Below are 21,330 nucleotides of genomic sequence, written 5' to 3'. Positions count from 1 at the left end.
GAGCCTAACGGGCGACGGTGGGTGTCTCGTCGGCCGTCTCGCCCAGCAGGATGCGTTCGAGCTCGGCGCGCCCCGGGAGGGCGTCGGGGCGGACGATCTCTCCACTGCGCACGTAGACGAACGCGGCGTTGACGGCTTCGAGGGGGAGGTCGTGCTGCTCGGCCCAGGCGAGGCGGTAGATGGCGAGCTGGAGGGGGTCGGCGGTGAGGGTGCGGCTGGTCTTCCAGTCGACGATTTCGTACGTGTACGGGGCGCCCCCTCCCGGGTCGGTCAGGTAGACCGCGTCGATGCGGCCCCGGATCACTCGGCCGGCGAGGGTGATCTGGAACGGGGACTCCACGCGAAACGGGGTACGGCGGGCGTACGGGGTGCGCTCGAACGCTTCCTTGAGCGCGGTCAGGTCGCGCTCGTCGGCGATCTCGGGGTCGTCCTCGTCGCCCCCCGGCAGCTCGTCCGGGCCGAGCATCGGAAGCGGCAGCTCCTCGAACCGCGACTCCACCCAGGCGTGGAACCGGGTGCCCCGGCGCGCGGCGGGGTGCGGGGGGCGGGGCATGGGGCGGGCCACTTCCTGGGCGAAGCCGTCGGGGTCGGCGGCGAGGCGCATGAGCTGAGAGGCGGAGAGGGAGGAGGGAAGGGGAACGTCGCGGACGGCGGCGCGGGTGCGGTGGAGCTCGCGCGTGAGAGCGGTGAGGTCACGGTCCCAGGAGGCGATGGTGCGGGCGTCTTCGGGGGTGGAGGGGTGCTCCCCTGCCCCGCCTCTTCCTGAAACCCGGGCTTCGCCCCCGACCTCCGGGGTCTCGCGGCGCTGGTGTGGGAGGTCGACCTGCTCGTCGTCGTCCCACGGCGTCCAGTCGATGTCCTCCAGGTCCTCAGGCTCGTCCGCGTCCTGGGGAACATCCAGGTCCTCCGGTTCCGCCACGCCGTCCGGGGTCTGCGAAAGCGCGTCCAGGTAGGACAGCACCGTGTTCGCCGCCTCGCGGCGGCGCGACAGTGATGCGGTGTCCAGTGGGAGTGGCCAGGCCTGCTCGCCCGTCGTCTCGTGAAGGGACGGGTTCTCCGCGTCCTCGTCCGGTTCCGGGGCCCAGAATTCGATCTCGCCGAAGCCGTCCGCGCAGTGGTCGTACAGCGCCTGGAGGAACTCCGAAGGGCCCCGGCGGCGCTTCTGGGTCGGGCCCCACCAGTGGGCCGAGCCCAGGAGCAGGGAGCGGGGGCGGGTGAAGGTGACGTAGCCGAGGCGCAGTTCCTCCGTGTGCTGGTGGGCCTTCATGGCGTCCTTGAAGGACTTCAGACCCTTCGCGTCCCAGGACGGGATGTCCGGGAGCGTGACCGCGTCGCCCCGCAGCGCATGCGGCAGAACCTTGGACTGGGAGGTCCAGGCCTCGCGTGCCTGGTCGTTCGGGAAGTGCTTGGCGACCAGTCCGGGGACCGCCACGACGTCCCACTCCAGGCCCTTGGACTTGTGCGCCGTCAGGACCTTGACCGTGTTCTCGCCGCCCGGCAGGGCGTTGTCCAGGCCCTTCTCGTACTGCGCGGCCGTACGCAGGAAGCCGAGGAAGGCGAGCAGCGTGGCCTCCCCGTCGAGCGCCGCGAAACCGGCCGCTGTGTCCAGGAAGTTGGCGAGGGTCTCGCGGCGGCGGGCGGCCAGGGCGTGCGGGGACGCGGAGAGTTCGACCTCGAGGCCGGTGGTGGCCAGGACCCGGTGCAGGACGTCCATCAGGGGGTCCGCCAGTGAGCGGCGCAGGTCGCGCAGTTCCGCGGCGAGACGGGCGAAGCGGACCCGGGCCTCCGCGGAGAAGGGCAGGTCGTCGTCATCGCCGCCCGACTCCGGGAACGTGTCCAGCGCGTCGGCGAGCGAGATGACCTCCGCCGGGTCGATGCCCTCGACCGCCGCGGCCAGTCGCTCGTCCGGGTCCGTCCCGTCGGACGCGTCGCGGTGGACGAGCAGCCGGGCCCGGCGGCCGAGCAGCGCCAGGTCGCGCGGGCCGATGCGCCAGCGCGGCCCGGTCAGGAGGCGTACGAGGCAGGCGTTGGCACCCGGGTCCTGCAGGACCTCGCACATCGCCACCAGGTCGGCGACCTCGGGGAGGTGGAGCAGTCCGGAGAGGCCGACGACCTCGACGGGGATGTCCCTGGCCACCAGCGCGCCCTGGATCTCGGGGAAGTCGCCGGCCGTACGGCACAGGACCGCGATCTCGCCGGGCTCCTTGCCCGTACGCACCAGATGGGCGATCGAGTCGGCGAGCCACTCGATCTCCTCCGCGTGGGTGGGCAGGAGGGCGATGCGCACGATGCCGTCGCGCTCGGCGCCGGGGGCGGGGCGCAGCGCCTCGACGCCCTCGTGCATGGCCCGCAGTGGGGCTGCCAGGCCGTTGGCGAGGTGCAGCAGCCGGCCACCGCTGCGGCGGTTCTCGCTCAGCGAGAAGCGGGCGGCGGGGCGGCCGTCGGAGTAGGGGAAGTGCGCCGGGAAGTCGTCGAGATTGGCGACGGAGGCGCCCCGCCAGCCGTAGATGGCCTGGCAGGGGTCGCCGACCGCGGTCACGGCATGGCCGGTGCCCTGCCCGAACAGGCTGGACAGAAGCAGCCGTTGGGCCACCGATGTGTCCTGGTACTCGTCGAGCAGGACCACCCGGAACTCGTCCCGGAGAATCAACCCGACCTCGGGCCTGGTGAGTGCCAGCTCGGCGGAGAGCGCGATCTGGTCGCCGAAGTCGAGGAGGTCGCGGGCGCGCTTCGCCTCGCGGTAACGGACGGTCAGATCGAGCAGTTCGCGGCGGACCGCGGCCGCCTCGGGGACCTTGCGCAGCTCGGCGTTGCTGAGCCGGGCGCTCTCCAGACTGCGCAGCAGCTCCGCGTCGTACGCGGCGAGCTGCTGGGGGCGTACGAGATGCTCCGCGAGCTCCGCGTCGAGCGCGAGCAGGTCGCTGACCAGGGACGGAAAGGATCTGGTGAGCGAGGGATACGGGCCCGGCGCCTCGCGCAGCACGCGCGCGGCGAGCTGATAGCGGGTGGCGTCGGCGAGCAGGCGCGCGGTCGGCTCCAGGCCTATCCGAAGACCGTGGTCGGTGAGGAGCTGTCCGGCGAAGGCGTGATAGGTCGAGATGCGCGGCTCGCCCGGGGGGTTGTCCGGGTCGATGACGTCGGGGTCCGTCACCCCGGCCCGTACGAGCGCCGTGCGGACGCGCTCGGCGAGCTCGCCGGCGGCCTTGTTGGTGAAGGTGAGGCCGAGGACCTGCTCGGGTGCGACCTGGCCGGTCCCGACGAGCCACACCACCCGCGCGGCCATCACCGTCGTCTTCCCCGACCCGGCCCCGGCCACGATGACCTGCGGGGCGGGCGGCGCGGTGATGCAGGCCGTCTGCTCCGGGGTGAAGGGGATCCCAAGAAGCTCCTTGAGCTGCTCGGGATCGGTGATGCGTGGGGTCACCTCAGTGAGGCTAATGGGGACCACTGACAGCGAGGGCCCCCACCTGCCCCAGCCGAGCCGGGCTCGGCCGGGGTCCAGCCCGCCGCGCCTGTAGGCCGGGCCGGGCCCTCGGCCGAGTCAGACGCTGATGCCGCCGAATGCTTTGCCCAGGTCCAGGGCCGCAAACGAGTCCGTGCCCAGCTTCTCCAGGTCGACGATCTGGTCGGCCGGCGGAGCGACTGCCTTGACCGGCTTGTTGTATTCCGAGAAGACGATCGTGCCGGGCTCGTTCCCGCCGGTCTTGACGACCTTGAGCAGATAGGGCTTGCCTTCCTTGGCCACGTACATGGTCGTCGACCTGCCGCCGGTCTTCTTCTTCACCAGGGTCGCCGCGGGCCTGCCGTCGACCTCGGCGTCGGGACCCCTGGTCATGCCCCGGCGATCCGACTTGTCCTTGTCCAGACCGTCGAGCATCGCCTCGAGGTCGCAGATCCCGTCCATGTCGGCCGTACTGCCCGCCGGCACCTTGAACCAGCGGCCTTTCAGCAGGGCGGTGAGTCCCTTGGCCTCCACGCCGAGTGAGGCATCCCAGAACTTCTCGTCGCCCTTCATGTACAGCACTTCGTCGACCTGGCGCAGCTCGGCCCTGCCGCCCTTCATCCCGAGCTTGCCGGTACAGAAGCCCTTGCTGTCCACGGCGAAGTCGAGGGTGAGGGGTTCGCCGTCGCTCACGACCCGGCCCGCCATCCTCATGGATTCGACCTTCTTGGTGGCCGTGACCGCCTTGTCCGCGATCTGGTCGGCGCTCAGGCCGCCGAACGGGTCATCCGATGCCTTCGTGGTCGCGGCGGCCACCGCGTCCTTCTTCTCGACGCTGCCCTGGGCCTTGAGTTCGCCGCCGGTGGAGCAGCCCGCAAGGCCGGCGAGCGTGGCTCCCCAGAGCACGGCCGTGACCAGGAACTTCCGCTTGGCCCCCATGTGCCTCTCCTCGTGGATCACGTGGTTTGCCGAACGGCCCTCGTGATCTGCCTCACAGCGCCGTCTATTCCACTATCTGGCGGCCTTCGGGCTGTGCGCTGCACGAAGCACGGAACGCGCAGTGGGTGCAGTGCGCTCCGGCGGTCGGGGTGAAGCGTTCGTCCAGGACGCGGCCGGCGGCGGTGGCGAGCAGCTCGCCGACCCACTCCCCCGCGAGCGGCTCCTGCGCCTGGATCTTGGGAAGCGCCTCGCCGCCCTCCTTCTTGGCGGCGGCCTGGCGCAGCTGTACGAGTTCGGCGCCGCCGGGCTCGGGACGGCGGCCTTCGAAGGCCTCGTCGAGCGCGCCCTCGCGGACGGCGAGCTGGTAGACGGCAAGTTGGGGGTGGCGGGCGACCTCGTCCCGGGTCGGGGTCTGCTTGCCGGTCTTGAAGTCGACGACGTACGCACGGCCTTCGGCGTCCTGCTCGACGCGGTCCATGGAGCCGCGGATGCGTACCTCGTACTCACCCGCCTCCAGCGTCACGTCGAAGTCTTGCTCGGTCGCGGCGGGGACGCGGCCGCCGCGGTCCATGACGTGCCACCGCAGGAAGCGTTCGAGCGCCACGCGCGCATGCGCCTTTTCCTGCTGCGACTTCCATGGGGCGTCGAAGACGAGCGCGTCCCAGACGGAGTCCAGGCGTTCCATGAGTACGGCCAGGTCGGCCGGGGTCTGTCCGGAAGCGACCTCGTCCGCGAGCACATGGACGACATTGCCGAAGCCCTGGGCTGCGGTGGCAGGGGCGTCCGCCTTCACTTCGCGCCCCAGGAACCACTGGAGAGCACAGGTGTTGGCGAGCTGGTCCAGTGCGCTGCCGGAGAGGGTGACGGGCTGGTTCCGGTCCCGCAGGGGCAGCCGGCTGTGAGTCGGCTCGTAAAGGCCCCACCAGCGGTAGGGGTGTGCGGCGGGCACGAGCGGCTGGCCGTCGTCGTCGGTGAGCGCGGCGAGGCGGGCGAGGCGGCGGGCCGCGGCGTCGCGCAGCTCGGGTGTCGCCTGCGGGTCCACGGTGGTGGCGCGCAGTTCGGCGACGAGCGCGACGACGGCGAGGGGGCGGCGGGGGCGGCCGGTGACGTCCTTGGGCTCGACGCCGAGTTCGGTGAGGAAGCGGGAGGGCTGATCGCCGTCGTCGGCCGGGGCCTTGACGGCGGTGACGACCAGGCGGTCGCGGGCGCGGGTCGCCGCGACATAGAAGAGCCGGCGCTCCTCGGCGAGGAGGGCGCCGGGGGTGAGCGGTTCGGCGAGGCCGTCGCGGCCGATCCGGTCGGCCTCCAGGAGGGAGCCGCGGCGGCGCAGGTCGGGCCAGAGGCCCTCCTGTACGCCGGCGACGACGACGAGGCGCCATTCGAGGCCCTTGGAGCGGTGGGCGGTCATCAGGCGTACCGCGTCGGGGCGGACGGCCCTCTGGGAGAGGGTGTCGGCGGCGATGTCCTGGGCCTCGATCTCCTCGATGAAGTTGAGGGCGCCGCGGCCGCCGGTTCGTTCCTCGGCGCGGGCGGCGGTGTCGAAGAGGGCGCAGACGGCGTCGAGGTCGCGGTCCGCGTTGCGGCCGCCCGCGCCGCCGCGGAGGGCGGCGCGTTCAAGGCGCTGCGGCCAGGGGGTGCCGTCCCAGAGCTCCCACAGGGCCTCTTGGGCGGTGCCGCCGCCTTCGAGGAGCTCGCGCGCCTTGCGCAGGAGCGCGCCGAGGCGCTGTGCGCCGCGGGCGTACGCGGGGTCGTGCGCGACGAGGCGTTCGGGCTCGGCGAGGGCGCGGGCGAGCAGCTGGTCGGAGGGCGGGGGGACGCGGTTGCCGCCGGCCCGCTCCTCATCGCGGAGGGCGCGGCCGAGACGGCGGAGGTCGGCGGCGTCCATGCCGCCGAGGGGGGAGGTGAGGAGGGTGACGGCGGTCTCGGTGCTGAGCCAGGTGTTCCTCCCCTCCCCCGCCCCTTCCCGAACCTGGGGGGCGAGCCCCCCAGATCCCTCGGGGGCTTCGCCCTCGGGCTCCGCCTCGCGCGCCGTACCCCCTTCCGTCGCCGCCTCCGCCACCGTGCGGAGTGCCGTCAGCAGCGGGGTCACCGCCGGTTCGTGGCGCAGGGGGACGTCGTCGCCGTCGATCGCCAGGGGAACGCCTGCCGAGGTGAGTGCGCGGCGGATGGCGGGGATGGTGCGGCCGCCGGCGCGGACCAGGACGGCCATGTCGTGCCAGGGGACGCCCTCCTCCAGATGGGCCCGGCGCAGGATGTCCGCGATGTTGTCGAGTTCCGTGGAGGCCGTCGGACAGGTGTACGTCTCGACCCTGCCGCCCTCCCGGACCGCGGACAGTTCCCGGTGGGCGCGGGCCTTCTCCGCGGGAAGCCGGGGCAGCGGCATCCTGCGGGTCAGCAGGCGGGTCGCGGCAAGCAGGTCCGACCCGCTGCGGCGGGATGTCGTCAGGACCGCCACCCTCGCGGGGCTTCCGTCTCCGTGCCGGAAGGCGTCGGGGAAGTCGAGGATGCCGTTCACGTCCGCGCCGCGGAAGGCGTAGATCGACTGGTCCGGGTCGCCGAAAGCGACCAGTGTCCGGCCCCTCCCTGCCAGGGCCCGGAGCAGCCGCACCTGCGCCGGGTCGGTGTCCTGGTACTCGTCCACGAACACCGCGTCGTAGGGGAAGCTGTACGGCAGACGCTCCGCCAGCAGCACCGCCCGGTGCACCAGCTCCGCGTAGTCCAGCACCCCCTGCATGTCCAGGACGTCCAGATACTCCGCGAGGAACGTCGCCGCCGCCTCCCAGTCGGGACGACCGGTGCGGGCCGCGAAGCGGGCCAGGGAGTCCGGGCCGAGGCCCAGCTCCCGGCTCCGGGCGAGCACCGCCCGTACCTCGTCGGCGAAGCCACGCGTCGTCAGGCACGCCCGCAGCTCGTCCGGCCAGTGGTTGCGCGCCAGTCCCTCCGACTCCAGGTCGAGCTGACCCGCCAGCAGCTCACGTACGGCGACGTCCTGCTCGGGACCCGACAGCAGCCGCAGGGGCTCCGAGAACAGGTCGGCGTCCTGGTGCGCGCGCACCAGCGCGTAGCAGAACGAGTGGAAGGTGGTCGCCTGCGGCCCCCGCGACCCGCCCAGCCGCAGCGCCATCCGGTCGCGCAGCTCCACCGCCGCCTTGCGGCTGAAGGTGAGCACCAGGATCCGTTCCGGATCCGCCCCGTTGGCCACCCGCGCGGCCACCGCCTCCACCAGCGTGGTGGTCTTCCCGGTGCCCGGACCTGCCAGAACGAGCAGCGGCCCATGACCGTGGTCAACCACCGCGCGCTGAGTTGCGTCCAGCAGAGGGGGAGCCACCGGGCCCGGTGGGGTACGCACCAGTCGGTACGCGCCGGAGGTCCTCCCTCTACGCCCCTGTGGGCGTGCGGGGGCCCCCTGACGTACCTGTTGCTGGTACGCCGTACGCCCGGTGGTGGAGGAGGAGCTCACGTGGATCGCCGGTCCTGGTGGGTGTGCTGGTGGTGAGGGAGCGGTTCGTACCGCGCGCTGAAGACGCTACGCCAGCGCCCGGGGACGCAGTGAGTCTGTCGCGTACTCCGCGTGCTCCTGGTAATCCGTACGGTCCCCGGAGCACCCGCGCCGCCGGCGTTTGGCGGAAGCTGTCATATGTGAGCGCTGTTGTCCCCGGGACCCTCGCCCCCGACCGCACCGTCGCCGCCGTCCCATCGCGCGTGCTTCATGTCGATGCGCGGCACATGGCCTTCGGAGCTGCGTGCGGCCGGGCGCAGGGGCGTCCCCTCCGCGCGGTACTGCGCGAGCGCGCGGAGCTCGTGGCCGGGCAGCAGCGTGCCGTCCGCGCGCACGACGCGCCACCAGGGCACCCCGCCGCCGTACAACGCCATCACGCGGCCGACCTGGCGCGGGCCTCCCTCGTCCAGCCACTCGGCGACGTCCCCGTACGTCATCACCCGGCCAGGCGGGATCAGCTCGGTGACCTCGAGCACCCGCTCCGCGTACTCCGGCAGCTCTTCCATCCGGCCCATCCTGCCGCACGCCACCGACAACGCCCCGGCCCGCGGACACGGCGCTCACAGTGGACCGCAGGAAGCAAAGGGGCGTATCTTACGCACCTCGCGCCCCCTCGATGCACCCTGATGCACCCCTCTGTCGTCCGGTCGTGCCACCATCATGCGGGCGGTGACTGGTGATACGAGATCAAGAAGAGACCGAGACGGCGAAGGAGCAGGGCGTGCAGCCTCAGAAGGCGGCAAGCACCCCTGAGGCCGAGTCGCACCCGGACGCGCCCTCCCCCGTAGCCTCGGAGGGAAGGCAGCACGAGGACCAGCCCAAGCCACAGCACGAGGACCAGCCCAAGCCAGCAGAGGAAACCGACGTGGGCAGCGTCGACCGGGTCTCGGGGGACGAGCCGCTGCTCGCCGCCCGCGTCCACCGCCCCTCCGATCTGCTGCGCCTGCTCATCGGCATCCTCGCGATCGCGGTCGTGCTCGCCGTCGCCGCCTTCGCCCACGGCACCACATCCGGCCTCGAACAGGACATCAACAAGGGCACCGGCCAGGCGCCCGACCTGCTGGTCAAGATCGCCGGTCTGGTCTCCAGCATCGCCGTACTGCTCGTCCCGGTCGCCTTCGCGATCGAGCGGCTGATCAAACGGGACGGCCTGCGCATCGCGGACGGCGTCCTCGCCGCCGTGCTGGCGCACGGCGTCACCCTCGCCACCGACCTGTGGGTCGCCAGGGCCGCGCCCGACACCCTCCAGGACGCACTGACCCAGACCCAGACGGGCGGCGGCCTCACCGATCCCGTGCACGGCTATCTCGCCCCCGTCATCGCCTATATGACGGCCGTCGGAATGGCCCGCAGACCGCGATGGCGGGTGGTCCTGTGGGTGGTGCTGCTGCTCGACGCCTTCGCGATGCTGGTCGCCGGGTACACCACCCCGTTCTCGATCATCCTCACCGTGCTGCTCGGCTGGACCGTCGCCTACGGCACGCTGTACGCCGTCGGCTCGCCGAACGTACGGCCCACCGGCCAGACCCTGCTGGCCGGTCTGCGCCATGTCGGCTTCCGCCCGGTCACCGCCATGCGCGCCGAGGACGTCCCCGACTCCGCAGAACAGGGCGACCGCGGTCGGCGCTATCTGGTCACGCTGGAGGAGGGCTCGCCCCTCGATGTCACGGTCGTCGACCGGGAGCAGCAGGCGCAGGGCTTCTTCTACCGGGTCTGGCGCCGGCTGACGCTTCGCTCCATCACCACCCGCCGCTCCATCCAGTCGCTGCGTCAGGCCCTGGAGCAGGAGGCGCTGCTGGCCTACGCGGCGATCGCCGCAGGAGCCAACGCCCCCAGGCTGATCGCCACCTCCGAGCTCGGTCCGGACGCCGTGATGCTCGTGTACGAGCACCTGGGCGGCCGTTCCCTGGACTCCCTGGCGGACGACGAGGTCACCGACGACGTGGTCCGCGGGGCCTGGCAGCAGGTGAAGGCGCTCCAGTCGAGGCGTATCGCGCACCGGCGGCTGACCGGCGACGCGATTCTGGTGGATCGTTCCGGCAAGGTGATCCTCACGGATCTGCGCGGCGGCGAGATCGCGGCCGGCGAGTTGGTGCTGCGCATGGACATCGCGCAGTTGCTCACCACGATCGGCCTGCGGGTGGGCGCCGAGCGGGCGGTCGCCACGGCGGTCGAGGTGCTCGGTCCCGACCAGGTCGCCGACTGCCTGCCCCTGCTGCAGCCGATCGCGCTCAGCCGCTCGACCCGGGCGACGCTGCGCAAGCTCGCCCGCGAGCGGTCGCAGCGCGAGCGGGACGCGGTGCTTGCGGCGTCCCAGGCCGCCAAACAGGACCGTACGGAGGGGGCCGAGGCCGACCGCAAGTCCGTACGCAAGACGGAGCGCGCGGAGAAACAGGCCGACAAGAAGGCCATGGGCGAGGCCATGGACGAGGCGCGCGAGGAGGATCTGCTCTCCCAGATCCGTCGCCAGATGCTGCTGATCAGGCCGCAGGCGCCGGTCGAGCCGGTCCGTCTCGAACGGATCAGGCCGCGTACGCTCGTCAGCTTCATCGCGGGCGCGGTCGCCGCGTACTTCCTGCTCTCGCAGCTCGCCGGCATCGACTTCGGCACCGTGTTCGGCCGGGCCCACTGGGGCTGGGTGGCCGCCGCGGTCGCCTTCTCCGCGCTCAGCTACCTCGCGGCGGCGATGAGCCTGCTCGGCTTCGTGCCGGAGCGGGTGTCCTTCATGCGGACCGTCGTCGCGCAGGTCGCCGGGTCCTTCGTCAAGATCGTCGCTCCGGCGGCGGTCGGCGGCGTCGCCCTGAACACCCGCTTCCTGCAGCGCTCGGGCGTACGGCCCGGGCTAGCCGTGGCCAGTGTCGGCGCCTCCCAGCTCTTCGGCCTCGGCGCGCACATCCTGCTGCTGCTCTCCTTCGGCTATCTGACCGGTACGGAGAAGACCGCGTCGCTCACCCCGTCGAGGACGGTGATCGCGGGGCTGCTGACGGTCGCCGTGCTGGTGCTGGTGGTGACCGCGATCCCGTTCCTGCGCAAGTTCGTCTCGACGCGGCTGCGTTCGCTGTTCGCCGGGGTCGTGCCGCGGATGCTCGACGTACTGCAGCGGCCGATGAAGCTGCTCACCGGCATCGGCGGGATGCTGCTGCTGACCGGTGTGTTCGTGATGTGTCTGGACGCGTCGATCCGGGCCTTCGACAACGGCAACCAGCCGCTCAGTTACGCGAGCATCGCCGTGGTGTTCCTGGCGGGCAACGCGCTGGGCTCGGCGGCGCCGACACCGGGCGGTGTGGGCGCGGTGGAGGGTGCGCTCACCTTCGGTCTGATCGTGGCCGGGGTGCCCAAGGAGGTCGCGGCGCCGGCGGTGCTGCTGTACCGGATGATGACGCTGTGGGTGCCGGTGCTGCCGGGGTGGTTCGCGTTCAACCACCTGACGCGCAAGGGTGCGCTGTAGTACCGGGGTCGTCCGGTGGCCGCTTTGTCCTCAATCGCCGGACGGGCTTGATGTGCCCGGGCGGGCTTGATGTGCGCAGGACGCCGGGCGGGCTCGATGTGCGCAGGACGCGGACGGGCTTGATCTGCGCGGGCCGGCCTCAAACTCCGGACCGGCTTGATCCGGCTGGACCACCCGCATGGACCGTCGTCGCGGGCGCGGCCCCCGCGCGCGGCGCACGATGGCCGCATGCCGACCTCTTTCTCGGCGGTGCGCGCCGCTTCCGCAGCCGCCCGTGCCGTCGCCCTCGTCGCCTCGGTCTCCGTGCTGCTGGCCGCCGCCGGCTGCTCCGACAACGGCGACAAGGGCAAGAGCACGGACCAGGCCCGGGCGGACTTCGCCACCCAGAAGCTGCAGTGGCAGACGTGCCCCGCCCCCTCGGAGGCGGAGGGCGGCGGGACCCCGCCGTCGCCCCTGCCCGGCGGCATCGCCTGGGAGTGCTCCTTCATGGAGGCCCCGCTCGACTACGAAAAGCCGGGCGGCGACACCATCGAACTGGCTCTGATCCGCGCCAAGGCCCGTGACCCGAACAAGCGGATCGGCTCCCTCATCTTCAACTTCGGCGGGCCCGGCGGCTCCGGGGTCGCCAATCTGCCCGCCGCCGCTCCCGACTACACCGCCCTGCACACCCGCTACGACCTCGTGAGCTTCGACCCGCGCGGGGTCGGCCGCAGCGCGGGCGTGGAGTGCGAGGACGACAAGCAGCTCGACGCGTACTACGAACAGGACGCGACGCCCGACGACGCCGCCGAGGAGAAGACGTTCACGAACAGCCTGAAGTCCTTCGCCGAGGCCTGCAAAAAGAACTCCGGAGACGAACTCCCGTACGTCGGAACCACCAACGCCGCCCGCGACATGGACCTGATGCGCCAGGTCCTGGGCGACAAGAAGCTCTACTACTTCGGCATCTCGTACGGCACCGAACTGGGCGGCGTCTACGCCCACTTGTATCCGTCGAACGTCGGCCGGGCCGTCTTCGACGCCGTCGTCGACCCGACGAAGAACGCCGAGCAGAGCTCCCTGGGCCAGACGAAGGGCTTCCAGCTCGCGCTCACCAACTTCGCCCAGGACTGCGTGAACCGCGGTGACAAGTGCCTGCTGCCCGGCTCCACACCGCAGGAGATCCAGAACTGGATCATCGCGCTCCTCCAGCAGCTCGACAAGAAGCCGATCCCCGGCAGCGGCGACCGGATGCTGACCCAGTCCCTGGCCACCGGCGGCATCGCGCAGGCTCTGTACTCCAAGGAGTACTGGAAGTATCTGGAACAGGGGCTCGACGAGGCCGACGGCGGCAACGGCGGACTGCTGCTCGCGCTCGCCGACGCGATGAACGGGCGCAGCGAGAACGGTGACTACAGCAATATCCAGGCGGCCAACGCGGCCATCAACTGTGTGGACTCCAAGGACCGTTACTCCCTGGAGCAGACCAGGGCGAAGCTGCCGGAGTTCCGTGCGGCCTCGCCGGTCTTCGGCGACTACCTGGGGTGGTCCCTGATGGGCTGCACCGAGTGGCCGGTGCCCGGGGCCTGGTCCACGCCCGACGTATCGGCTCCCGGCGCGCCGCCCATCGTCGTCATCGGCAACACCGGCGACCCGGCGACCCCGTACGAAGGTGCGCGGGCGATGGTCAACGCCCTCGGCAAGGGTGTCGGCGTGGAGCTCACGTACAAGGGCCAGGGCCACGGCGCGTACGACAGCGGCAACAAGTGCGTACAGCAGGCCGTGAACGCGTATCTGCTGGACGGCAAGGTCCCGGCGAACGGCACGACGTGCTCGTGAGCGGGAGCGGCGCGCAGAACCCCTCAGCAGCGCGAAAGGCCCCGGACCGGCACTCCGGTCCGGGGCCCGCGCACAAGGCCTGCGTCAGTAGATCGGCTTGTCCGGCTCGATCTGGTTGACCCAGCCGATCACGCCGCCGCCGACGTGCACCGCGTCGGCGAAGCCCGCGGACTTGAGGACCGCGAGGACTTCCGCACTGCGGACACCCGTCTTGCAGTGCAGGACGATCTTCTTGTCCTGCGGCAGCGCCTCCAGGGCGGTGCCCATCAGGAACTCGTTCTTCGGGATCAGCCGCGCACCCGGGATCGAGACGATCTCGTACTCGTTGATCTCACGGACGTCGATGATGTCGATGTTCTCGCCGTCGTCGATCCACTCCTTGAGCTGCTTGGGAGTGATCGTCGAACCGGCCGCCGCCTCCTGGGCCTCCTCGGACACGACGCCGCAGAAGGCCTCGTAGTCGATGAGCTCAGTGACGGTGGGGTTCTCACCGCACACGGCGCAGTTCGGGTCCTTGCGGACCTTGACCTGGCGGTACTGCATCTCCAGGGCGTCGTAGATCATCAGCCGGCCGACCAGCGGCTCACCGATGCCGGCCAGCAGCTTGATGGCCTCGTTGACCTGGATGGAGCCGATGGACGCGCACAGCACGCCCAGCACGCCGCCCTCGGCGCAGCTCGGGACCATGCCCGGCGGCGGGGGCTCGGGGTAGAGGCAGCGGTAGCAGGGACCGTGCTCGGACCAGAAGACGGAGGCCTGGCCGTCGAAGCGGTAGATCGAGCCCCAGACGTACGGCTTGTTCAGCAGCACGCACGCGTCGTTGACCAGGTAGCGGGTCGCGAAGTTGTCGGTGCCGTCGACGATCAGGTCGTACTGGCTGAAGATGTCCATCACGTTCTCGGCCTCGAGCCGCTCTTCGTGCAGGACGACGTTCACGTACGGGTTGATGCCGAGCACCGAGTCCTTCGCGGACTCGGCCTTGGAGCGGCCGATGTCGGCCTGGCTGTGGATGATCTGGCGCTGCAGGTTCGACTCGTCGACCTCGTCGAACTCCACGATGCCGAGCGTGCCGACACCGGCCGCGGCCAGGTACATCAGGGCCGGCGAACCCAGACCGCCCGCGCCCACACAGAGCACCTTGGCGTTCTTCAGCCGCTTCTGCCCGTCCATCCCGACATCGGGGATGATCAGGTGGCGGGAGTACCTGCGGACCTCGTCGACGGTGAGCTCAGCAGCTGGCTCGACCAGGGGTGGCAGCGACACGGGGACTCCGTTGATCGGTATGTCAGTACGGTTGTTCTCTCCGTAACACTGCCACGGCCCCCCTCATTCCGAGACACCCCGTCCGATCTGCGAGACGATTTCGTCCCAGTAACCGGGCAGTGTCTCGAATGGGTCGATGCATCCCCTTTGACCGCCCGACCCCGTCCCATCGGTGCGGTCGGTGAAGAAGATCGTCCCCGCGCCCTGCCAGCGCGCGATGCGGGTGGCCTCCTCCAGATGGGTACGCGGCACCCCATGGACGAAGTGCACAAAGCGCTCCGGTGGGTGGTCAGCCGTCCACTCCGCCACCTGTGACCAGCGGTAGTCGGCCCACCGCCCGGAGAAGGTGACCAGCTGGTCGGCGGCCTCCGCATATCCGGGATACGGGTGGGCGCCGTGCCCCAGCACCAGATGGCCACCGTCGAGGACCGCCTCCAGCGTCGCCGTCGTACGCCGCACCTCCTGAAGGTCGGCGCGGTCCGTGGGACATCGGTCGAGCAGAAAGCCCTCCACCCGGTACCACTCGAGATAGTGGTGCGCATCGGCGACGAGATCGCCGAACGGGCGCGAGCCGTGCGCCATGTCGAGATGGCCGAGGACGCGTACGCCGGCGTTGCTCAGCTTGCCCGCGGCCTCCAGGCAGTGCGGGTCGGGGCGGTCGCCTGGGCCGTCGTCGACATTGAGGACGACCCAGTGCAGGGGGGTTCCCGGCCGGGTCAGTTCCGCCCATTCGACGGGCGCCAGCAGCGGGTGGGCATAGCCGGGGACGCCGAAGCCGAGTCTCTCCGCGCCGGTCGCCGAGAGCTGGGTGCCGGTGGTGGTCAGATGCGGCATGCCGCCTCCATCCAGATGTCGGCAAGGGACTCTTCGAGGTTGATACGCGGGCGCCAGCCGAGCCGGTCGCGGGCGGTGCGGACGTCCGCCTGCTGCCAGCTGCCGCTGCCGTCGGGATAGGGCACCGGGGGCGCGGCCAGCTGCTCCAGGACGGACTCGGAGCGCGGGCCGCCGAGGGGCGGGCGGCCGGACGGGGTGTCCAGCTCGTGCAGCGCGCCCGCGTACCCCGCGACCCTGGCGAGGACGGCCGCCGCGTCCCGCAGTCGTACGGCACGTCCCGTACCGATGTTGACGATGCCCTGGGCCGCGGAGAGCGAGGCGGCGTGGACGGCGCGCGCCACGTCCCGTACGTCGACGAAGTCCCGCTGCACGCCCAGGCCGCTGAGCTTCAGCTCGCCGTCGCCGGCCTGCATCGCGCGGCGCATCGCCTCGGCGAGGCGGCCGAGCGGGGAGCCGGCCGGAGTGCCGGGCCCGACGGGCGAGAAGACCCGCAGCACGACGGCGTCCAGGCCCGCGCCGAGCACCAGCTCGGTGGCGGCGAGCTTGCTCACGCCGTACGGGCCGCCGGGGCGCGGGATCGCGTCCTCCGCGGTCGACGAGCCCTGCTGGGAGGGGCCGTACTCGGAGGCGCAGCCGAGCTGGACGAGCCGGGCGCCGCAGCCGCTGCGGCGCAGGGCCTCGCAGACGGTGGCGACGGCGACGGTGTTGTGCCGGGTCAGATCGCGGGCGCCGCCGCGGGTGGCACCGGCGCAGTTGATGACGACGCCGGGATGGACGGCGCCCAGGAAGCGGGTGAGGGCTCCGGGGCTGCCTCCGGCGAGGTCGAAGCGTACGTCGGCGTCGTCGCCGCGACCGAGGGCGGTGAGGTGCACGGCCGGGTCCGCGAGCAGCCGGTCGGCGACGAAGCGGCCGAGGAATCCATTGGCACCGAGCAGCAGCACCCTCATCGCGCGGCCCCTTGGTACCGACGGGCCCGAGCTGGGGGTTGAGGGGTCATGTCGCTTTCTCCTTAGGGATGGTGCTTTCGGTGCCGGAACCGGCGCCGGTACTGGTGCCGGGGGACGCCCGCGGTGTCGGCTCCGCGGGAGGTCAGACGGTGTGCGCCGAGGCCCGTGACAGGGCCGCCGTGGCGTGGGCCAGCAGGCAGAGTGCGGCGGTCCCGCAGGCGATGGCCGGCACGGATCCGGCGCCCCAGGCGCCGACGGCCGCATCGACGGGGCCCGCCAGAAAGCCGCAGCCGGGCAGGCGTGCGGCCAGCAGCAGCGCGGGCGCGATGGCTTCGGCCGCGCAGGCGGCGGCGAGTCCGGCGGCCGCCGACTCGGGGAAGCCGTGGACGATGAGCAGCCGGGCCAGGAAGAGCAGGGCGCCGAGGGCGACGGCGGGCACGGCGCCCGTGTGCGGGAGGGCGAGCCCGGCCAGCAGGACGAGCGCCGTGAGAGCGCAGACATACAGCGCGACAAATCCGAGCAGCAGGGGGCGCACGCCGGAGGTGAACTCGTCGAGGCCGCGGCTGCCGTCGAGCCTGCGCCGCGCCTGTACCGAGAAGAGCCAGGCGCAGCAGGCCGCTGGGGCGACGGCGACGGCGAGGGCGACAAGCGGGGCGGGGGCCAGCGGCAGGGGTCCATCGGGGCCGCCGCCGACGATCTGGTCGAGGAGTCCTTCGCCGTACGCCGCGTACGCCAGCAGCCAGAGCGTCCACAGGCGTACGGCGGGGACGGTGCGCCGCTGGGCGCGCAGTGGGCCGTGACGCAGACACAGCGTGAGCACCACGGCCGCCACTACGGCGCCGACGGCTCCGGCGGCGATCCGGGCGGCGCCTTCCATCGCCTCCGTGCCGGCGACGGCGAGAGCGCAGACGGCGCCCGGCAGCAGCACGAGGAGCACGCGTCCCGCGCCTGGACGTGTCCGCGTCGGTGCGACGCGCGCCGGGCGGTCGGCTGCCGCCGACGACTCGGCTCCTCGTGGCACGCGCGCGTAGAGCTCCTCGGCGAGGGAGAAGACGTCCCGGTGGCGGAAGCGGGCGGCGGTCCGGTCGGTGACGCCGTGGGCTTCGAGGCCCGCGGCGATCTCCAAGGGGTCGACGGCCCGTTCGCACAGCTCCCGGTGGCGGTGCATCAGCGCTCTGACGGGGTCGGCGGGGCCGCGGCGCGGGGCCGGGGGCTTGCGCGCGGTCGTCTTGCCGGACGCCTGCTCGGGCGTCCGTCCGCCCGTCCTGCCGGGCCGCTTGTCGGCCGCCTTGTCGGCCGCCTTGTCGACTGTCGCGAGGGGGTCGGCGAGCAGCGCGTCCGCGCAGGTGTCCCAGCCGCCGGGACTGAGGGGCGCACTGGGAATGTCGACCGGGATGTCGACCGGGATGTCGATCGGGACATCGAGCGGGACATCGAGCGGGACATCGACCGGAATGCCGGCCAGGCTGTCGAGGGAGCGCACGCCCGCCGGTTCTTCTCCGGCCGCGCTCTCCGTGATGCGCGGTGTACTCATGCCCGTGCCTCCTTCCGGGTCGCAGCCGCGCCGATCAGACCGCGCAACGGCCCCGGGCCGTTCGCCCAGCGCGGGATGCGGCCGCCCGACGCGGTGCCGCCGCCCGTCCAGTTCCCGGGCACATACGCCTCGGCCGGGCGGGCGAAGGGCAGCGGCTCGCCGTCGGCGCCGATGGACTCGGCCTCGCGCCGGACCGGGGAGTGCGAGATCAGCTCCAGGTACAGGGCGCGAAATGCCGTCAGGTTCTGCTCGATCGTGAACAGTTCGAGCGCCCGGGCGCGTGCGGCGGCGCCCAGCCGTTCCCGGCGCTCGGGGTCGCGCAGCAGAGCGAGACACGCGTCCGCGAGCGCCCGCGGATTGCGCGGGGGCACGACCAGGCCCGTGCCCCCGATGACTTCGACGACCGCGCCGGCGTCCGTGGAGACGGTCGCGCGGCCGCAGAACATCGCCTCCACCAGGCTGATCGGGAAGCCCTCGATGACGCTGGACAGGACGACCACGGCGCCTGCGGCGTATGCGTCGGCGAGTTCGGGGGCCTCGGGTCCGCCGATCTCCTCGAAGGAGACGGGGTTGTCGCCGACGGCGTGCGCGTCGGCCGCCTCGTCGGGGAAGAGCTGGGCGGCCAGCGCCTTGCAGTGGGCGAGATATGTCGTGGCCTCCGGCCCCTGCACCGGCGCCCCGAACAGCCTCAGCCGCGCGCCCGGCTCCTCCTTGCGCACCTCCGCGAACGCGTGCAGCAGCGCGATGAGGTCCTTGGCGGGCTCGATCCTGCCCACCCAGACGAGGGTGTGCCCATCGCCGCTGTCGTCGCCGTCGCCCACCGCGGCGAAACGGTCCGACTCCATGCCGGGGTAGACGATCCGCAGTTTGGCCCGGTCGGCACCGCACTTCTCCTGCCAGCGCCGGGCATGCGCATTGCCGGGCGTGATGAGGGAGGCCTGCGTGTACACCTCGGCGGCGAGCCTGCCCTGGAAGGCGGCGAGCAGGGCCCGTACCGGCGCGGTCAGTTCGCGGTCAGCGGCCGCCAGATAGTGCGCGCGCAGCTGTACGCCGTACTCCGTGACCAGCAGCGGCGCCCCGAAGAAGCGTTTGGCCAACAGGCCGGTCAGGGCCGCGGATCCGCCGGACGCCGCATGGCAGAGGTCCACGGCACCGAGTCCGTCATCGCGATACCAGTCGAGCGAGAGCGGCCGCAGTGCGCGCTCGAGTCGGTCCACGAAGGCGAGGTAGTCGAGGACCGTGGCGGCGTGCACGGTGCGGCGTGTGCCGGGGGCGCGGCAGGCGGATTCGAGGACGCGTACGGCGAGTTCGGAGCGCAGGGCGGCGTAGAGGCCGCCGCGCTCGCGGGCGAGTTCGGCAAGGCCGTACAGCCCTTCGGCGAAGTCGCCGTTCTCCCCGCACAGCGCTGTGGCCAGCTCCTTGAAGTGGCTGACGAAGCGCCGCCGTTCACGGCGCCCATAGGTGCGTCCGTCGTCCTCGGGCGCCCACAGCGGGGCGGTGTGCACACGCTGCACCTGCGGCGGGAGCTGGATCCAGCCGTGGTCCTCCTGCTGCGCGCTCCGGCTCAGCGCGTAGATGTCGAACTCGTGCTGCGCCAGTCCGCGCACAAGCCGGTCGCACCACAGCCTGGACTCACCTGTCGCATACGGATAACCACCGTCCGTAAGCAGCCCGATCCGCACGAGCGCACCCCCGATCTCCCTTGTGGGCGGCCGCCGTTGATCCGGCGGCTCACAGCGGGACGACGTTAAGCCGGTGTACCGGTGGTACGACGGACGGTTGTCCGTCGCACCACCGGAAGGGGTGAATGCACGTAACTTTCGCGCGCCGGTGGCGTTCCGTCGCGCTAAGGTGTCACACCATTACGGAACGTCAGGCTGCGGCCAGCTCCTCGCGCAGCTGTCTGCGGGCGGACCGGCGGACCGCCGCGAGCACGGGGTCGAGCGCGGGCACGGCGGCGAGCAGCTCCTTCGCGTACGGGTCCTGGGGCGAGTCGTACACCTCGTCGACAGCGCCCTGCTCCACGATGCGGCCGTCGCGCGAAATGCCGCGCCTGCGGACGTGATACGCCCGGGCGCGGCAGAAATCGGCTGAGAAATGTGGGCCGGTGCGCGCTCGGACAGGCGTCAGCGACAGTGAATGTCGGCCACGCTGTGCCCGGTCACGCCGATGAGCGCCAGCTCAATGGCGGCGCGATCGGAGGCGGCGTGACGGTGCGACATGCCGAGAAATATGTACGCCCTCGCGGCCGCTGTCAACGCCGTCAACAGCCGGGCGCGAGACACCCGTCTCGCATTATGGACTCAACTGCTGGGATACACCCAGGGGTTGGGTTTGCACTTGATCCCGTCGATGTCCAGCGACTTGGTCTGCTGCTGCATGACCGGCGCGAGCGCCCCGGGCGTGCGACAGCTCACATGGCCGTGCCCGAGCCGGTGCCCGACCTCGTGGTTGATGAGCATCTGGCGGTAGATGACCATCGCCTTGTCGCCGTACGTCACCGAGCCCTGGGCCCAGCGGTACGCGTTGATCATCACGCGGTCGGTCGACGCGGAATCACAGCTGACATTGTCGACCGTGGTATCCAGACCGGATTTGGCGCACCAGTCCGCCGTGGTCCCCGGACTCGCCAGCGTAATGACGAATTCCGGCTCACCGGACGAGATCCGCTCGAAGGTCATCTCACCGCCGTGCGCCCAACTGCGGTCGTCATTGAGGGTTTCCTGGACCGCTTTGGCGAAGAGCGCGCCGTCCAGTCCGAGGCCCTGCTCGACATCCACCCGGTAGCGGATCTTGCGGCCCTTGCCCGGCGCCCTGTCGAAGCCGGGGACCGCCTGGAATTTCCCGCTCGCCGTCAGCTTGGCGTCGATGGGGAACCGAGTCGCCATCAGCTGCTGGTACGAGGCCCCCGGCGCGGCGGCCTGCCGGTCCTCCGGCGGCGCCTTCCGGTCCTCGGACCGGGACGCCGGGCTCTCGGCCGCGCCCCGGTCGTCGCCCGCGGACTGGGCGGTGGGGCGGCCGGGATCGTCGGCGGCCACCTGGCCGGCCACGACGACGGCGAGAACGGTGGTCACCGCGGCGGCGGCGATCCCGGTGAAGGTGCGCCCCTTGCCCGCCTTGGCGGGCTGCTCCTGCGGCGCGCCCTCCCGGTCGTCGAGCACGTCGGGCCCGCCCGGCTCGTCGGACCAGGATGTGACGGAGGTATACGGATCGGACTCCGGTTGTCCGTCCTGCTGGGACTGGGACTGCGCCCGCGGCTGGTCGAAGGCCTCGACGAACTCCCGTCGCGGGCCCGGTATTCGCGCCCCGGTGGCGACCGTCCGCGGCGGCGCGGGAGGCGGCTGCGCCCGCTGACCGCCCGGGGCACCCTGCCAGTTCTGGTACTGCCGCGGTATGCCCCAGCCGCCGCCCTGCTCACGCTGCTCGGGGTGGCCGCCCCTGGCCTGCGGTGTGCCGTAGTCGGCGGGAGCGTGCTGCTCGGATCCCGGTGCGGCTGCGCGTCTGCGCCGTCCACCGCCGGAGTCCGTGGTCCCTATGCCGGCCGTGCTGTCCGAATCCGAGCCCTTGGGTGCGGGGCCTTTGCGGCTGTGTCGTCCCACGCCCCGG

General features: G+C 71.8%; 14 protein-coding genes. 2 read left to right on the top strand and 12 right to left on the bottom strand.

The genetic code is table 11. The features are described from left to right. Window positions 1–4 precede the first annotated feature (4 nt). From ACQEVG_RS25580 to ACQEVG_RS25565, 4 genes are all read right to left on the bottom strand, one after another. Entirely contained in the window at window positions 5–3,424 is a 3,420-nt protein-coding gene (locus tag ACQEVG_RS25580; RefSeq protein ID WP_432987890.1) for an ATP-dependent helicase, read from the bottom strand. 117 nt (window positions 3,425–3,541) lie between these two features. Further along, window positions 3,542–4,381 carry a hypothetical protein gene (locus ACQEVG_RS25575; protein ID WP_432987888.1) on the bottom strand — a complete coding sequence of 280 codons (840 nt, stop codon included), beginning with the start codon at window positions 4,379–4,381 and terminating at the stop codon, window positions 3,542–3,544. Between the two features lie 64 nt (window positions 4,382–4,445). Next, complete coding sequence (locus tag ACQEVG_RS25570) at window positions 4,446–7,841, bottom strand: ATP-dependent helicase (protein ID WP_432987885.1); 3,396 nt, start codon at window positions 7,839–7,841, stop codon at window positions 4,446–4,448. Window positions 7,842–8,014: 173 nt separating this feature from the next. After that, a complete protein-coding gene (locus tag ACQEVG_RS25565) occupies window positions 8,015–8,395 on the bottom strand; it encodes an MGMT family protein (RefSeq protein WP_432987882.1) in 381 nt (126 codons plus the stop codon). A 206-nt stretch (window positions 8,396–8,601) separates the two neighbouring features. Between ACQEVG_RS25565 and ACQEVG_RS25560 the strand changes: the two genes are divergently transcribed. Together ACQEVG_RS25560 and ACQEVG_RS25555 are read left to right on the top strand one after the other, a co-directional pair. Beyond that, entirely contained in the window at window positions 8,602–11,328 is a 2,727-nt protein-coding gene (locus ACQEVG_RS25560; protein WP_432987879.1) for a lysylphosphatidylglycerol synthase domain-containing protein, read from the top strand. Window positions 11,329–11,556: 228 nt separating this feature from the next. Next, entirely contained in the window at window positions 11,557–13,146 is a 1,590-nt protein-coding gene (locus ACQEVG_RS25555) for an alpha/beta hydrolase (protein ID WP_432987876.1), read from the top strand. Window positions 13,147–13,230: 84 nt separating this feature from the next. Here the strand turns inward: ACQEVG_RS25555 and moeZ are convergent, their stop codons facing one another. The 8 genes from moeZ to ACQEVG_RS25515 form a co-directional block, all read right to left on the bottom strand. Then, complete coding sequence (moeZ, locus tag ACQEVG_RS25550; protein ID WP_432987873.1) at window positions 13,231–14,409, bottom strand: adenylyltransferase/sulfurtransferase MoeZ; 1,179 nt, start codon at window positions 14,407–14,409, stop codon at window positions 13,231–13,233. 63 nt (window positions 14,410–14,472) lie between these two features. Then, window positions 14,473–15,243, bottom strand: coding sequence for a spherulation-specific family 4 protein (locus ACQEVG_RS25545; RefSeq protein ID WP_432987870.1), 771 nt, complete (start codon window positions 15,241–15,243; stop codon window positions 14,473–14,475). After that, window positions 15,231–16,190: an NAD-dependent epimerase/dehydratase family protein gene (locus ACQEVG_RS25540; RefSeq protein WP_432987868.1), complete on the bottom strand. Its 960-nt coding sequence runs from the start codon at window positions 16,188–16,190 to the stop codon at window positions 15,231–15,233. The genes ACQEVG_RS25545 and ACQEVG_RS25540 overlap by 13 nt, the downstream gene beginning before the upstream one ends. 142 nt (window positions 16,191–16,332) lie before the next feature. Further along, window positions 16,333–17,724 carry a hypothetical protein gene (locus tag ACQEVG_RS25535; RefSeq protein ID WP_432987865.1) on the bottom strand — a complete coding sequence of 464 codons (1,392 nt, stop codon included), beginning with the start codon at window positions 17,722–17,724 and terminating at the stop codon, window positions 16,333–16,335. Then, on the bottom strand, window positions 17,721–19,406 hold the full coding sequence (locus ACQEVG_RS25530; RefSeq protein WP_432987862.1) for a DUF3492 domain-containing protein: 1,686 nt from the start codon (window positions 19,404–19,406) through the stop codon (window positions 17,721–17,723). Before ACQEVG_RS25530 ends, ACQEVG_RS25535 begins: the two co-directional genes overlap by 4 nt. 190 nt (window positions 19,407–19,596) lie before the next feature. Beyond that, the gene (locus ACQEVG_RS25525) at window positions 19,597–19,749 is read right to left on the bottom strand and encodes a hypothetical protein (RefSeq protein ID WP_432987859.1); all 153 of its coding nucleotides are present in this window, start codon (window positions 19,747–19,749) and stop codon (window positions 19,597–19,599) included. A 101-nt stretch (window positions 19,750–19,850) separates the two neighbouring features. Further along, window positions 19,851–19,946 carry an Ms4533A family Cys-rich leader peptide gene (locus tag ACQEVG_RS25520; RefSeq protein ID WP_432987857.1) on the bottom strand — a complete coding sequence of 32 codons (96 nt, stop codon included), beginning with the start codon at window positions 19,944–19,946 and terminating at the stop codon, window positions 19,851–19,853. Between the two features lie 81 nt (window positions 19,947–20,027). Beyond that, the gene (locus ACQEVG_RS25515; protein WP_432987855.1) at window positions 20,028–21,323 is read right to left on the bottom strand and encodes a DUF3152 domain-containing protein; all 1,296 of its coding nucleotides are present in this window, start codon (window positions 21,321–21,323) and stop codon (window positions 20,028–20,030) included. Between the last annotated feature and the right edge of the window lie 7 nt (window positions 21,324–21,330).

This window comes from Streptomyces sp. CA-135486 (assembly GCF_050936555.1).
Classification (GTDB): domain Bacteria; phylum Actinomycetota; class Actinomycetes; order Streptomycetales; family Streptomycetaceae; genus Streptomyces.
The sequence above is the reverse complement of the archived record's forward strand: the minus strand, read 5'-3'. Positions and strand labels throughout refer to the sequence as shown.